The following is a 13265-nucleotide window of genomic DNA, read 5'->3' on the forward strand; positions in this document are numbered from 1 at the left end:
GAGACGTAAGTCCTCCGTAACGCCCCTACCACGTATGGCGCAAATTCACCCCCCTCAACATTGCGTTTCGGACTCGGCCGCCGTCAGGTGGTACGTGGCCCGCTCGTCGAGCAGCAACGGCACGAGCGCCCGCAGGGGCTGGCGCAGGGGCACGAGCACGCCCTCGCCGTCCTTGCGTACGCGCACACCGTGCAGCGCGAGTTCGTCGCCCACCTCGGTGTACTGGCCGGCGGAGAGCCGGTAGGCGCAGGGTGGGTTCTGGATGGTTTCATCCGGTTCGGGCGCGTCGTTGTCGGCGCCGCCCACGTAGACGGGGCCGGTGTCGGTGTAGCCCGCGAGCCGTGCCCTGGCCGTTGCCGCCTCGATCCGTGCGCGGCGCTGGTCGGTGTATCCGAACAGGCCGTTGAGCGCGTTCAGTTGCGAGGTGACCCGGCGCCGGTTGTTCAGCGCCTCGTCCGCCTTCTCCGCCTCGGTGAGCGGGTCCACGCGGCTTTCGATGAGCAGCCCGACGGAGTGCTTCACACCGGACATGTTGCGCAATATGCGCTCCTGTCCGTCTCCGGCGACCTGTCTGATCGGCTCGCCGGTCTCGGGGTCGGTCCAGATGCCGTAGGTGCCGGTCGAGTGGCCGGCCAGCTGCGCCGCGGGGCGGACGTAGGCCTCGGAGAGGGTCTTCGCCTCGTCGTGGACCGCCTCGTGGGTGTTGAGGTTGCGCGGCCACAGGTCGAAGAGGTCCTTGTCGTAGTACGGGGGTGTGGCTCCGTACTCATGCAGGTCGTAGACGATGTCGGGGCGCCGGTCGCGGATGACGGCGGCCAGGGCGCGGCCCTCGGCGGTCCGCAGGGCGAGGTGGTCGCGGTTGATGTCGACGCCGTCGCCGTTGCCGCGGGTGCCGGCCGCCAAGCCGTCGGGGTTGGCGGTGGGCACGACCAGGACGGTGGTGCGTTCCAGGAAGCGCCGGGTGCGGCTGTCACGGGCGTGGGCGAGGTCCCGGACGGTGGTCAGGCAGGCTTCGCGCCCGGAGGGTTCGTCGCCGTGCTGGCTGCACACGAGCAGCACGGTGTGGGGGCTCGGGTGGGTGCCGATGCGGACCAGCTGGAGCGAGCGGCCCTGCTTCGTCGTGCCGAAGCGGGTCATCGAGACGCGGCTGCTCGACCGGTCGACGGCCTCGAGGAAGTCCCGCTCCTCGGACTGGGTGGTCCAGCGGGCGCCGTTCGTCTGCTCGAAGCCGGTGCGCGGCGGGGAGTCGGTGGCCGCCCGGGCCGGTGCGGCGACCAGGGACGCCGCGAGGGTCGCGGCGGCCAGGATCAGGGCGCGGACGCGGGTCGTGTCGCGGGTCACCGGCTTCCCTCCGGGACGCGGTGGGCGGTGCGCGGCTCGCGTACTCCGTCCAGGAACGCGGTGCCGCGCACGGCGGACGCGGCACCCGTGGTGGCGCGGGCGAAGGCGGCGGTTCCGCCGACGAAGGGCACGCGCGCCGAGGTGCGGGAGAGGTCGAGCGTGAGCTTCGGCTTGTCGACGGGAGGGTCGATGAGGCCCCGGTCGGTGCCCGCGACGATCAGTGCCAGACGGTGGCCCTTGGGGACGACGTGGTCGGTCGCGGCCAGGTCGAGGGTGATCGTGTACCGCTTGCCCGGGGTGAGCGGGGAGCCTCTGTGATCGGAGGCGTGGTTGCCGAGGTCGGCCCAGCCGCGGCTGACGACCGTGTAGTCGACGTCTGCGGTCTTCGCCTGCGTCTCCTTGAAACAGGAGCTGTCGCCGGCGGTGCTCGCGCCCCAGCAGGTGCGGTTCGTGAGGGTGGCGATGCCTTCGCCGGCGTCGGCGTAGTCGCGGATCGTGGCGGGGCCGATGTCCACGAGGACGGCGGAGAGGTGGGCCGTCGGGGTGGAGGTCTTCGCGGTGACGGTGACCTCGGAGGAGCCGGACAGGCGCAGGTCGCGGGTGAGCGGCCCGGTGACGAAACCGGCTTTCTCCGGTGTCGGCGTGTCGATCCGCGCGGCCCAGTCGGCCTCGCTCCGCTCCGGGTCGTCCGTGAAGGATTCGGTGCCTCGGCCGCGGTGCAGGCCGAGGGTGCCCACGCCGGCCTGGGTGCCCTGGTCGGGGCGCAGGGTGGCGGCACGGGTGCCGCTCGGCGGCCAGGTCCTGGAGGTGGTCCACTGGTCGGGCGCGCGTTCGATGTCGGCCATGGGCTCGCGGTCGATGCCGTTGTCGTAGCCCATGAGTTCGTGGTCGAACCAGCGGTGCAGCGTCTCGACCCAGGCGCCGCGCCGGAAGTCGAAGGGGTCGACGTGGCCGGTCTGAGAGAGCCAGATCTTGCGCTCGACGCCGTTCTTCGCGAGGGCGTCCCACCACTGACCGACGTGCTTCATACGGACGTTGAGATCCTGCATGCCGTGGATCAGGAAGACGCTGGCCCTGACCTTGCGCGCGGCCTTCACGTAGTCGCGCTCGGTCCACAGCGGGGTCCAGTCGCCGGTGCGCGGGGCGCCGTCGACGAGCTCACGCTGGACGGCGGCGCACTTGTCGCGGGCGGCGGGGCTGTTGACGTAGTCGGACAGCCACTCGGGGCCGGAGTCGTAGAGCGGGGCGCCCTGCTGGAAGTAGTAGTCGTACCAGGAGGAGATGGCGCTGATCGGGACGATGGTCTTCAGGCCCTCGACGCCGGTGGCTGCGACGCCGTTGGCGATGGTGCCGTCCCAGCTCTTGCCGATCATGCCGGTGCGGCCGTTGGTCCAGCCGGCTTCGGCGCGGGTCGTGCCGGTGCGGGTCGTGTAGGCCTTGGCGCGGCCGTTCAGCCAGTCGACCACGGCCTTCGCGGACTGGATGTCGGAACGGCCGCCGACGTCGACGCAGCCGTCCGAGCGGTTGGTTCCGGCCAGGTCCACGCCGACGAAGGCGTAGCCGCGGGGGACGAAGTAGTTGTCGTAGTACAGCGGCATCTGTGCGACGTCGCCGTTCGGGTCGTACGTCTTCTTCTGGCTCTCGTTGCCGCGTCCGCAGCAGGAGTAGTACGGGCTGGCATCCATGATGACGGGGACCTTGCGGCCCTGCCGGGCGGGTTCGCGGGGGCGGACGATGTCGACGGCGACCCGGTCGGCCTTTCCGTCTCGGTCGCCGTCGAGCCCGGTGTCCACCCAGACGGCCTCGCGGATGGCGTTCTCGTAGGAGTGGACGGGTTCGCTGCCGCGCGGGGCGGCGTGGGCCGCGGCCGGGGTGAGCAGGGTCGCCATCAGGGCGGCGGTGGCCGCCGTCGCGAGCGGTCTCCAGGTCGTGAAGCGCGTGCGTTTCGGCATGCGCCGGACGCTACATGGGTGAACTCCTGTTCAGAAGAGGACAGCTGACGGACCGGCGTGTCCGGGAAAGACGGCGGAAAGGTGGTGTCCGACGTCGGCCGAATGGCGATCGCGTGACAACGGGGGCCACCTGTCGAGCTTCAACCAGCACTTCCTGCTGGGCGTCGACGAGGTGCGCGTCAACGGCGCCAGGGCCTCGTTCCGGGCGTCGGGCGATCACGAGCTGGAGATCACGCCGAAGACCCCGCCGGCCAAGGGCACGCCCATCACGGTCGTGGTGCGCTACCGAGGGGTGCCGTCGTCGAAGCGGGCCTACGGTTTCACCAGTTGGCACCGCACGCCGGACGGGGGCGTGGCGGCGAACGAGCCCGAGGCGGCGGCGTGGTGGTTCCCGACGTGTCCGTGCTGGTCCCGAACGGCACATAGGCCGTCTCCAACGGCAGGCTGCCGTCCACGAGTTCACGGCTCGGCTGCTCCAGCGAAGCCGAGGGCGCGGCCGAGGCGGGCCGCCGGGCGGTCGGGCTGCTGACCGGCGACAGCGCCGGGTACTGGGTCCATTTCGACGTCGACGTACTGGACGACGCGGTCATGCCCGCCGTCGACTACCGGCAGCCGGACGGGCTGACCTGGCAGGAGCTGGAGACCGTCCTGCGCACGGCCCTGTCCGGCGGCGGGGCCGTCGGCCTCGACGTCGCGATCTTCAACCCCCGGCTGGACCCCGACGGGACGATCGCGGATCGCCTCGGCGAGTGTCTGGTGCGGGCGTTCGACAGGGACGGCCCGGACCGAGCCGGGCCGGTCGGTCCCGGTGGTCAGTCCCTGTGGCACCGGTGTCCCTTCCGTGCCAGGCGCTCCTCGAACCCGCTGTCACGTTCACCGTAGCCGGGGCCACTGGCAGCGGCCCCGGCCCGCTACTTCGTCAGGTTCGACAGCTCCTGGTCGGCCGTCTGGGACACCCGGCGGCGGATGCCGAACCAGCCCGCGACCAGCATGACCGCGATGACCGGGACGAGGAGCAGCGTCTTGCGGCCGACCTCGGGGTCGTTCCACATCATGGCGAGGCAGGCCAGCAGGAAGGCGATCGTGGTGATCTCCGTGACCGGGCTGCCGAAGAGGCGGAAGGAGGGGCGGCTGACGAGGCCCGACTTGGCGCGGCGCACGAACACCAGGTGGCAGATCATGATGATCACCCAGGTGCTGATGATGCCCAGGGAGGCGACGTTCAGCACGATCTCGAAGGCCTGGGCCGGCACGAGGAAGTTCAGGCCGACGCCCAGTACGCACACCGCGCAGGTCAGCAGGATGCCGCCGTAGGGGACCTGGCTGCGGTTCATGCGGGCGGTGAACTTCGGCGCGGAGCCGGCCATCGCCATGGAGCGCAGGATGCGGCCCGTGGAGTACAGGCCCGAGTTCAGCGAGGACATCGCGGCCGTGAGGACCACCAAATTCATCACGTCGCCCGCCGCGGGGACGCCGATCTTCGACAGCACCGTGACGAAGGGGCTCTGGTCGGCCGAGTAGACCGAGCCGGGCAGCAGCAGGGCGAGCAGGACGACCGAGCCGACGTAGAACAGGCCCACGCGCCACATGATCGAGTTCACCGCGCGCGGGACGACCTTCTCCGGCTCGGCGGTCTCGCCCGCGGCGACACCGACCAGCTCGAGCGCGGCGTACGCGAAGATCACGCCCTGCATCACGAGGACGACCGGCATCACGCCGTGCGGGAAGACGCCGCCGTTGTCCGTGATGACGCTCAGGCCCGGGGTCTGGCCGCCCACCTCGTGCCGCGTGGCGAGCAGGAAGACGCCGATGAGCATGAAGCCGACCAGCGTCGCGACCTTGATGATCGCGAACCAGAACTCCATCTCGCCGAAGATCTTCACCGAGATCAGGTTCACGGCCAGCACCACCGCGAGGGCGACCAGGGCGAGCACCCACTGCGGGATGTCGGTGAACATGCTCCAGTAGTGCGTGTAGAGCGCGATGGCGGTGATGTCGGCGATGCCGGTGGTCGACCAGTTCAGGAAGTACATCCAGCCGGCCACGTAGGCGCCCTTCTCGCCGAGGAACTCGCGCGCGTACGACACGAAGGAACCCGAGGAGGGGCGGTAGAGCACGAGTTCGCCGAGGGCCCTGACCACGAAGAAGGCGAAGATGCCGCAGACCAGGTAGGCGATCGCGAGGGCCGGTCCCGCGTTGTGCAGCCGCCCGCCGGCGCCGAGGAAGAGTCCGGTGCCGATCGCGCCGCCGATGGCGATCATGTTGACGTGGCGGGCCTTGAGGTCCTTGCTGTAGCCGGCGTCGCCCGCGTCCGCGGGCACCTGGGCCGCATCGGTACGCGGCGCGGCCGCAGCCGTGTTCACGGCGTCCTTGCTCACGGGTGGTTCCACTCTCTGGATCGCCCCCGAACGTCGTGGGCCCGGGGGTCCGTACAGTGCAATGGCCCGCACCACCCTTGTGACGCGGCACAGACCAAGCCAGCACCTTCCCATACGCGTCAGCTCGCACACGGTGACCGGCGTCACAGAGCGTGACTTCTCACAAGGTCCACTTGAGGCGGACACAGAAGCCGCCGCCCGTTCACTCCATGGTCATGAACAGGGTGCGGATGAGGTTTCACAGCATGGGTGAGACAGCGATACTGCTGCACATGACGACCGACACCGAGGAGCCGACCCTCACCATCGACGAGCTGGCCGCCCGGGCCGGTGTCACGGTGCGCACGGTGCGCTTCTACGGCACGAAGGGGCTGCTGCCCCCGCCGGTGCTCGGTCCCCGGCGTGTGGGGCACTACGGGCGGGAGCACCTGGCCCGGCTGGCCCTGATCGAGGAGTTGCAGCACCAGGGCATGACGCTGTCGGGCATCGAGCGCTATCTGCGGCGACTGCCTCCGGATCTCAGCCCGCACGACCTCGCCATCCACCGGGCCGTGGTGGCCTCCTGGGCGCCGGACTCCGTCGAGACGGTCACGCGGTCGGAGTTGGAGCGGCGGGCCGGGCGGCGGCTCGGCGAAGAGGACGTCGAGCGGCTCGTCGCGATGGGCGTGGTCCGGCCCGCGGACGGCGGCTACGATGCCGACCTCGGTCTGCTGCGGCTGGGCGCCGGGCTGCTGGAGGTGCCGCTCTCCCAGGAGTCGATCTTCGCGGCGCGCAAGGTTCTCATCGAACACGCGCGCGCCGCGGCCCGGGACCTCTCCCAGCTCTTCCGCGGTGAGGTGGCGGAGCGTGACGCACGGGACGTGCGCTCCCTGTCCGCGCACATGCACCCCTTGGTGGTGCAGGCGCTCCTGACCGCCTTTCAGCGGTCGTTGAAGGAAGAACTGGGCGAGTGGCTGACGGAGTCTTCGGGCGGGTCAGTCCCGGGCTGAGTCGCTGAACCGCTCCCCGTTCTCCGCCTTCTCCACCAGCAGCGCGGGCGGCGTGAACCGGTCGCCGTAGCGCTCGGCGAGTTCACGCGCGCGTGCCACGAATCCGGCCGGGCCTCCCGCGTAGCCGTTGATGTACTGGAGCACGCCGCCGGTCCAGCCCGGGAAGCCGATGCCGAAGATGGAGCCGATGTTGGCGTCGGCGACGGAGGTCAGCACGCCCTCCTCCAGCAGCCGGACGGTGTCGAGCGCCTCGGAGAAGAGCATGCGTTCCTGCATGTCCCTGAACGGGATCTGATGGCCGGGCTGCGTGAAGTGCTCGCGCAGTCCCGGCCACAGGCCGGCGCGCTTGCCGTCCTCGCCGTAGTCGTAGAAGCCGGCGCCGGCGCTGCGGCCCGTGCGGCCGAACTCGTCGACCATGCGGTCGATGACGGCTTCGGCGGGGTGGGTTGTCCAGGTGCCGCCCGCCTCCTCGACCGCCCGCTTCGTCTCGGCCCGGATCTTTCGGGGGAGGGTCAGCGTCAGCTCGTCCATCAGGGACAGCACCTTGGCGGGGTAGCCGGCCTGGGCGGCGGCCTGTTCGACCGAGGCGGGCTCGATGCCCTCGCCGACCATGGCGACGCCCTCGTTGATGAAGTGCCCGATGACGCGGGAGGTGAAGAAGCCGCGCGAGTCGTTGACGACGATCGGCGTCTTGTTGATCTGCCGGACCAGGTCGAAGGCGCGGGCCAGGGCCTCCTCGCCCGTGCGCTCGCCCTTGATGATCTCGACCAGCGGCATCTTGTCGACGGGCGAGAAGAAATGCAGGCCGATGAAGTCGGCTTGGCGCTCGACGCCCTCGGCGAGGGCTGTGATGGGGAGGGTGGAGGTGTTGGAGCACAGCAGCGCGTCGGGGGCGACGACGTGCTGGATCTCCTGGAAGACCTTGTGCTTGAGGGACGTGTCCTCGAAGACGGCCTCGATGACCGCGTCACAGCCGGCCAGGTCCTGAACCTCGGCCGTGGGCGTGATGAGGGCGAGCAGCGCGTCGGCCTTCTCCCGGGTCGTACGGCCCTTGGCGACGGCCTTGGCGCACAGCTTCTCGGAGTAGCCCTTGCCCTTGACGGCCGCCTCCAGGGAGACGTCCTTCAGAACGACGTCGATGCCGGCGCGCGCACAGGAGTAGGCGATACCCGCGCCCATCATCCCGGCGCCGAGGACGGCGACCTTGCGGACCTGGCGGGGCTCGATGCCCTGGGGGCGGTTGGCGCCGGAGTTGACGGCCTGGAGGTCGAAGAAGAACGCCTGGATCATGTTCTTCGAGGTCTGGCCCGCGGCCAGTTCCACGAAGTAGCGGGCCTCGATGATCTGCGCGGTCTCGAAGTCGACCTGGGCGCCCTCGACGGCGGCGGCGAGGATGTTGCGCGGGGCCGGGTAGGGGGCGCCGTTCGTCTGCTTGCGCAGGGTGGCGGGGAAGGCGGGCAGGTTGGCGGCGAACTTGGGGTGCGCGGGGGTGCCGCCGGGGATGCGGTAGCCCGGCTTGTCCCAGGGCTGCTGGGATTCGGGGTGGGCGTCGATGAAGGCGCGGGCTTTTTCGAGGAGTTCCTCCTGGGTGGTGGCCACGTCGTCGACGAGGCCGTTCTCCAGGGCGCGGCGCGGGCTGTACTGGGTGCCCTGCAGCAGGACCTTCAGCAGCGCGTCGGCGATGCCCAGCAGGCGGACCGTACGGACGACGCCGCCTCCTCCGGGCAGCAGACCGAGGGTGACCTCGGGGCAGCCGATCTTGGAGCCGGGCGCGTCGAGGGCGACGCGGTGGTGGCAGGCCAGGGCGATCTCGTAACCGCCGCCGAGGGCCGCGCCGTTGAGGGCGGCGACGACGGGCTTGCCGAGGGTCTCGATGCGGCGCAGGTTCCGCTTGATGGCCATGCCGCCGTCGAACAGCTCCTGGGCCGTCTCGGGCGTGACACGGATGAGGTCGCGCAGGTCGCCGCCGGCGAAGAAGGTCTTCTTGGCGGAGGTGATGATGACGCCCCGGACGGTGTCCTTCTTGGCTTCCAGGCGGTCGGTGACGGCGGCGAGGGAGTCGCGGAACGCCTGGTTCATGGTGTTCGCGGACTGGTTCGGGTCGTCGAGGACGAGGGTGACGAGGCCGGTGCGGTCCTGTTCCCAGCGGATGGTGGTGGATTCAGTGCTCATGTGGAGGTGCTCCGTGTGATCCGTCGGGAGGTGGTCAGATGCGCTCGACGATCGTGGCGACGCCCATGCCGCCGCCGACGCACAGCGTGGCGAGGCCGTAGCGCTTGTCCTGGCGCTCGAGTTCGTCGACGAGGGTGCCGAGGATCATGGCGCCGGTGGCGCCGAGGGGATGGCCGAGCGCGATCGCGCCGCCGTTGACGTTGACCTTGTCCAGGGACAGGCCCATGTCCCGTGCGAAGCGCAGCACGACCGCCGCGAATGCCTCGTTGATCTCGACGAGGTCGATGTCGTCGATGGTCAGTCCGGCCTTGGCGAGGGCCTTGCGGGTGGCGGGGGCGGGGCCGGTGAGCATGATGGTGGGTTCGGAGCCGGACACGGCGGCGGAGACGATCCGCGCGCGGGGCGTGAGGCCGTAACGCTCGCCGACCTCCTTCGAGCCGATCGCGACGAGCGAGGCGCCGTCGACGATGCCGGAGGAGTTGCCCGCGTGGTGGACGTGGTCGATCTTCTCCACCCAGTGGTACTGCTGGAGCGCGACCGCGTCGAAGCCGCCGAGTTCGCCGATGTCCGCGAAGGACGGCTTCAGCTTGGCCAGGGAGTCGGCGGTGGTGCCCGGGCGCATGTGCTCGTCGTGGTCGAGGACGACGAGGCCGCCGCGGTCCTTGACCGGCACCACGGACCTGTCGAAGCGGCCTTCCTTCCAGGCGGTGGCCGCCCGCTCCTGGGAGAGCGCCGCGTACTCGTCGACGTCCCGCCGGGAGAAGCCCTCGATGGTGGCGATGAGGTCGGCGCCGATTCCCTGCGGCACGAAGTTGACCTGGAGGTTGGTCATCGGGTCGTTGAACCAGGCGCCGCCGTCGGAGGCCATCGGCACCCGGGACATCGACTCGACACCGCCGGCTAGGACGAGGTCCTCCCAGCCCGAACGGACCTTGGCGGCGGCCAGGTTGACGGCCTCCAGGCCCGAGGCACAGAAGCGGTTCTCCTGCACACCGGCCACCGTGTCGGGCAGGCCGGCCGCGATCGCCGCGATCCGCGCGATGTCGGAGCCCTGGTCGCCGACCGGGCCGACCACGCCCAGCACGATGTCGTCGACGGCGGCCGGGTCGAGGCCCGGGAAGCGGGCGCGGATCTCGTGGATGAGTCCGACGACCAGGTCGATGGGCTTGGTGCCGTGCAGGGCGCCACTGGCCTTGCCGCGTCCCCGCGGGGTGCGGATCGCGTCGTACACGTACGCTTCGGTGCTCACGAGGAGGCCTTTCACTGAGGGTTTCGGGACGCTGGAAGCAGCCCGGGGACGTCCCACTCCCGGGCGACGTCCGCCGTGTCGGCGCCAGGCCGGGCCGGGCCGGTGCGGACGGAGGTCGGGGTCGCGGAGAAGCGGGGGGCCGGGGCGGGCTGGGTGATGCCGCCGTGGTCGGTGAAGGTGCCGCGGGCGGCCAGGTGCGGGTGGTGCGGAGCCTCGCGCAGCGACAGCACGGGCGCCACGCACGCGTCGGTGCCGTGGAAGACGGTCGTCCACTCCTGCCGTGTGCGGGTCCTGAAGCGGGCGGCGACCTGTTCGCGCAGTGCGCCCCACCGGGTGACGTCCTTGCGGGCCGCGACCTGGTCCTCGATGCCGAGAAGGGCGAGGAACTCCTCGTAGAACTGCGGCTCAAGGGCCCCGACGGCCATGTACCGGCCGTCGGCCGTCTCGTACGTGCCGTAGTACGGGCATCCGCCGTCCAGGAGGTTGGCGCCGCGGCGGTCCTGCCAGCCGCCGGCGGCGAGCATGCCGTGGATCATCGTGGCGAGGTGGGCGGTGCCGTCGACGATGGCGGCGTCGACGACCTGCCCGTCGCCGGTCGCACGCGCGTGGTGGAGGGCGGCGAGGACGCCCACGACGAGGTAGAGGGAGCCGCCCGCGTAGTCGCCGAGCAGGTTGGCCGGGACGGCCGGCGGCTCCTCCGGGCGGCCGATCATGCCGAGCGTGCCGGTGGGGGCGATGTAGGCGATGTCGTGCCCGGCGCGCTGCGCGAGCGGGCCGTCCTGGCCCCAACCGGTCATCCGGCCGTAGACCAGGCGCGGGTTGCGGGCGTGGCATGACGCGGGACCGACGCCGAGGCGTTCGGCGACGCCGGGCCGGTAGCCCTCGACCAGGATGTCGGCGCGGGCCGCGAGGTCGAGCACCTGGCCCGGGCCGGCCGGGGACTTCAGGTCGACGACCACGGAGCGCTTGTTGCGGTTGGTGACGTCGTACGCCGCGTCGATCGCGAGGCCGGGGCCGCCGGGGCGCTCCACGCGCACGACGTCGGCGCCGAGGTCGGCCAGGAGCATGGCGGCGAACGGGCCGGGCCCGATGCCGGCCAGCTCGACGACGCGCACGCCGGCGAGCGGGCCGTGTCCTGCCGTCCTTGCCGTGGTCATCCAGCCCCCAGTGCTGTGACACAAGTGATGTAACACCAGTGATGCTAAGAACGCGTTCCACCCGGCACAAGACCCGAACGAGCAAGCGCTCAGCAATCTGCCGGACGAGGTCAGCTCCCGTCCAGCTCCGCTATCAGCCGCTTCGGCGCGATCACCCGGTAGCTCTCCTCCACCCAGTCGCAGAGCAGCTCCGCCGCCGGTGCGTCCCGCTGCTCCAGGGGGATGCTCACCCAGCCGGCCTTGCCCAGGCCGTACCCGGCGGGCTCGGCGCCGGGGCAGGCCAGCGCGTGGGCGTGGGCCGTCTCGTCCATGAGCTTCACCGTCACCCCCAAGGGGTAACCGCCGTCCCCGACACCGAGGAAGACGAACACCTTCTTGTTGACCTTCGCGACGGACTCGCCCCAGGGAAACTCCTCGACGGCGTCCGGCAGCCCCAGCGCGAACGCGCGCACTTCCTCCCGCTTCTTCAGGGCATTCCTGGGCACGGCCATCGCGTTCCTCCGGGCTCGTCGTCGGGCTCCGCACCCCTCACGCTAGCCTCGGCCACCGACAGCGGCACGGGCTGCACGACCGAGGGGTGTCATGAACAGGCAAAACAGGACGGACCGTCCGTACGACATCGTGCTCTTCGGAGCCACCGGTTTCGCCGGGGCACTCACCGCGGAGTACCTGGCCGCCCACGCACCCGAGGGACTGCGCTGGGCGATCGCGGGCCGCAGCGCGCGGAAGCTGGAGCGGCTGCGCGAGAAGCTGCCCGCTGACGCGGAGGTCGGCGTGCTGCGGGCGGACGTCTCCGACCCGGCCTCGCTGCGTGAGCTCGCCGGGCACGCGCGCGTCATGGCCACGACGGTCGGCCCGTACATCACCTACGGCGAGGAACTCGTCGCCGCTTGCGCGGACACCGGGACCGACTACCTGGACCTCTGCGGCGAGCCCGAGTTCGTGGACCTGATGTACGTCCGGCACGACGCACGCGCGCGGGAGACGGGGGCACGGCTGGTGCACGCCGCCGGGTTCGACTCGATCCCGCACGACCTGGGCGTGTACTTCACGGTGCAGCAGCTGCCCGAGGACGTGCCGCTGACCGTGGAGGGCTTCGTGACCGCCGACGCGGCGTTCTCGGGCGGGACGTTCGCCTCCGCCCTCAACCAGTTCGCGCGGCAGCGGGAGATGGCGACGGCCGCGCGGGACCGGCGGCGGCACGAGCCGCGGCTGGTGGGCCGACGGGCGTCCGCGCCGGTCGGAGCGCCGCGGTTCGCCAAGGAGGTCGGTGCGTGGGCGCTGCCGATGCCGACCATCGACCCGCAGATCGTGCGGCGCTCGGCGTCGGCGCTCGACCGGTACGGGCCGGACTTCCGCTACCGGCAGTACGCGGCCGTGCGGCATCTGCCGGTCGCCGTGGGCGGGGTCGCGGCCGTCGGCGCGCTGGTCGCGGCGGCTCAGGTGCCGCCCGCGCGGCGCTGGTTGTCGGACCGGCTGAAGCCGGGGGACGGGCCGAGCCCCGAGAAGCGGGCGCAGAGCTGGTTCTCCGTGCGCTTCGTGGGCGAGGGTGGCGGCCGGCGGGTGTACACGGAGGTCTCGGGCGGGGATCCCGGCTATGGCGAGACGGCGAAGATGCTCGCCGAGTCGGCGCTGTGCCTCGCCCTCGACGACCTGCCGAAGACGGCGGGCCAGGTCACCACGGCGGTGGCGATGGGCGACGCGCTGGTCGCCCGGCTGCGCGCGGCGGGCATCCGCTTCCGCGTCGCTTCGGCCCGCTGAAGGTCCTACAGCGGCCACTCGGCGAGGGTGTAGATCATCCCGCCGATCCAGGCGAGCCCCGCCGGCACGGCGAGGATCAGCCCTGTGGTGACGGCCCGCTCGACGGTCTGGGTCGGGCCGGCGACTGGCTTGGGGGCGCGGTGCGTCGTCATGTGCCCCAGCCTGCCGACGGGGGCGCGGGCGGGCATCCGTACAGGTACTCAGAGCCGGTACTCAGATCCCGTCAGCCCGCCCTGTGCGGGCCCCCCGGTTCGAGACTTTCTGAC

At 71.2% G+C, this 13265-nt stretch carries 11 protein-coding genes and 1 pseudogene; 4 read left to right on the forward strand and 8 right to left on the reverse strand.

Features of this window, described 5'->3' with window-relative positions:
* Positions 1 to 54: 54 nt before the first annotated feature.
* A complete protein-coding gene (locus ACWD1U_RS10290; RefSeq protein ID WP_451106181.1) occupies positions 55 to 1341 on the reverse strand; it encodes a M14 family metallopeptidase in 1287 nt (428 codons plus the stop codon).
* A complete protein-coding gene (locus ACWD1U_RS10295; protein ID WP_451106183.1) occupies positions 1338 to 3293 on the reverse strand; it encodes a Xaa-Pro dipeptidyl-peptidase in 1956 nt (651 codons plus the stop codon). Before ACWD1U_RS10295 ends, ACWD1U_RS10290 begins: the two co-directional genes overlap by 4 nt.
* A 130-nt stretch (positions 3294 to 3423) precedes the next feature.
* On the opposite strand from ACWD1U_RS10295, the pseudogene ACWD1U_RS10300 reads away from it, so the two are divergent.
* Both ACWD1U_RS10300 and ACWD1U_RS10305 read left to right on the forward strand, forming a co-directional pair.
* A pseudogene (locus tag ACWD1U_RS10300) lies at positions 3424 to 3716 on the forward strand (M1 family peptidase); the annotation flags it as partial.
* A gap of 150 nt (positions 3717 to 3866) precedes the next feature.
* Entirely contained in the window at positions 3867 to 4175 is a 309-nt protein-coding gene (locus ACWD1U_RS10305) for an arginase family protein (protein WP_451106424.1), read from the forward strand.
* Between the two features lie 29 nt (positions 4176 to 4204).
* On the opposite strand, the gene ACWD1U_RS10310 is transcribed toward ACWD1U_RS10305, so the two are convergent.
* Positions 4205 to 5671 (reverse strand): amino acid permease, encoded by a 1467-nt coding sequence (locus tag ACWD1U_RS10310; RefSeq protein ID WP_451106185.1) that lies wholly within the window; start codon positions 5669 to 5671, stop codon positions 4205 to 4207.
* A 272-nt stretch (positions 5672 to 5943) separates the two neighbouring features.
* Between ACWD1U_RS10310 and ACWD1U_RS10315 the strand changes: the two genes are divergently transcribed.
* Positions 5944 to 6660, forward strand: coding sequence for a MerR family transcriptional regulator (locus ACWD1U_RS10315; RefSeq protein WP_451106426.1), 717 nt, complete (start codon positions 5944 to 5946; stop codon positions 6658 to 6660).
* Here the strand turns inward: ACWD1U_RS10315 and ACWD1U_RS10320 are convergent.
* From ACWD1U_RS10320 to ACWD1U_RS10335, 4 genes are all read right to left on the reverse strand, one after another.
* The gene (locus ACWD1U_RS10320; RefSeq protein ID WP_451106186.1) at positions 6646 to 8832 is read right to left on the reverse strand and encodes a 3-hydroxyacyl-CoA dehydrogenase NAD-binding domain-containing protein; all 2187 of its coding nucleotides are present in this window, start codon (positions 8830 to 8832) and stop codon (positions 6646 to 6648) included. The genes ACWD1U_RS10315 and ACWD1U_RS10320 overlap by 15 nt on opposite strands.
* A gap of 34 nt (positions 8833 to 8866) precedes the next feature.
* Positions 8867 to 10081 carry an acetyl-CoA C-acetyltransferase gene (locus tag ACWD1U_RS10325; RefSeq protein WP_451106188.1) on the reverse strand — a complete coding sequence of 405 codons (1215 nt, stop codon included), beginning with the start codon at positions 10079 to 10081 and terminating at the stop codon, positions 8867 to 8869.
* A gap of 11 nt (positions 10082 to 10092) precedes the next feature.
* Positions 10093 to 11238, reverse strand: a complete 1146-nt coding sequence (locus tag ACWD1U_RS10330; protein WP_451106190.1) for a CaiB/BaiF CoA transferase family protein — start codon at positions 11236 to 11238, stop codon at positions 10093 to 10095.
* Positions 11239 to 11348: 110 nt separating this feature from the next.
* Positions 11349 to 11729 (reverse strand): MmcQ/YjbR family DNA-binding protein, encoded by a 381-nt coding sequence (locus ACWD1U_RS10335; RefSeq protein ID WP_451106192.1) that lies wholly within the window; start codon positions 11727 to 11729, stop codon positions 11349 to 11351.
* Positions 11730 to 11820: 91 nt separating this feature from the next.
* On the opposite strand from ACWD1U_RS10335, the gene ACWD1U_RS10340 reads away from it, so the two are divergent.
* The gene (locus tag ACWD1U_RS10340) at positions 11821 to 12999 is read left to right on the forward strand and encodes a saccharopine dehydrogenase family protein (RefSeq protein WP_451106193.1); all 1179 of its coding nucleotides are present in this window, start codon (positions 11821 to 11823) and stop codon (positions 12997 to 12999) included.
* Between the two features lie 5 nt (positions 13000 to 13004).
* Here ACWD1U_RS10340 and mmpA read toward each other — a convergent pair whose 3' ends face one another.
* Positions 13005 to 13151, reverse strand: a complete 147-nt coding sequence (mmpA, locus tag ACWD1U_RS10345) for a morphogenic membrane protein MmpA (protein ID WP_451106195.1) — start codon at positions 13149 to 13151, stop codon at positions 13005 to 13007.
* Between the last annotated feature and the right edge of the window lie 114 nt (positions 13152 to 13265).

The organism is Streptomyces sp. NPDC002788, from assembly GCF_053592115.1.